Here is a 587-nt window from a genome sequence, read left to right as displayed (position 1 = left end):
AACATATTGTATTAACTCACCATAATTATGATTATTAGTTAATACACTGCTCGGCGTATTATTTACACCTAAACTTCCAGGTGATGATTGAATACGAGCTTTGGTTAGAATTGAATCACATTTAGAGCACTTTTGGCTTTGCATACATATCACCCCCTCTATTCCATAACATCATTTCTATTTTCTACAGTACATGCTTGTTAGCTTTAAAATTGAAAATTAGCCATATAACTTGAAGAATCAAAGGGAAAATAAATGCAATCAATAAAACAATAAATGCCAACAATTTTAGCTGGGGTGTGTGAGTAACACCCGCTCAATCAACTTCTCTTATCCAGACACCAACTGTTCCTACAGCGAAAATGATGATCCAAATCATATTAGCTATCCACCAAGAAATCCATCGTCTTTTCACATCATCGCTCCTTCCATTTTTAAGTATTCTCTTTCTTTTTTAGTTTCAAAATAAAAGCAATAGTGGAAATAGCTCCACCTATCGCAAAGAGGTAAGAAGTAAACGGTATTGCTTTATTTATCAATAAACCTCCTACCCCATAGAAACACAGGATAATCGTGCTGATTAAACC

Annotated in this window: 1 pseudogene; it reads right to left on the bottom strand. The window is 34.2% G+C overall.

The features are described from left to right. Positions 1 to 184: 184 nt before the first annotated feature. Positions 185 to 415: pseudogene (locus RB298_RS15070) on the bottom strand (DUF3923 family protein). Between the last annotated feature and the right edge of the window lie 172 nt (positions 416 to 587).

Origin of the sequence: Priestia sp. BR_2 (assembly GCF_041954005.1) — a bacterium.
GTDB lineage: Bacteria > Bacillota > Bacilli > Paenibacillales > Paenibacillaceae > Paenibacillus_AQ > Paenibacillus_AQ lautus_A.
Note: the sequence above shows the minus strand (reverse complement) of the source record. Positions and strands in the feature narration are given on the sequence as shown.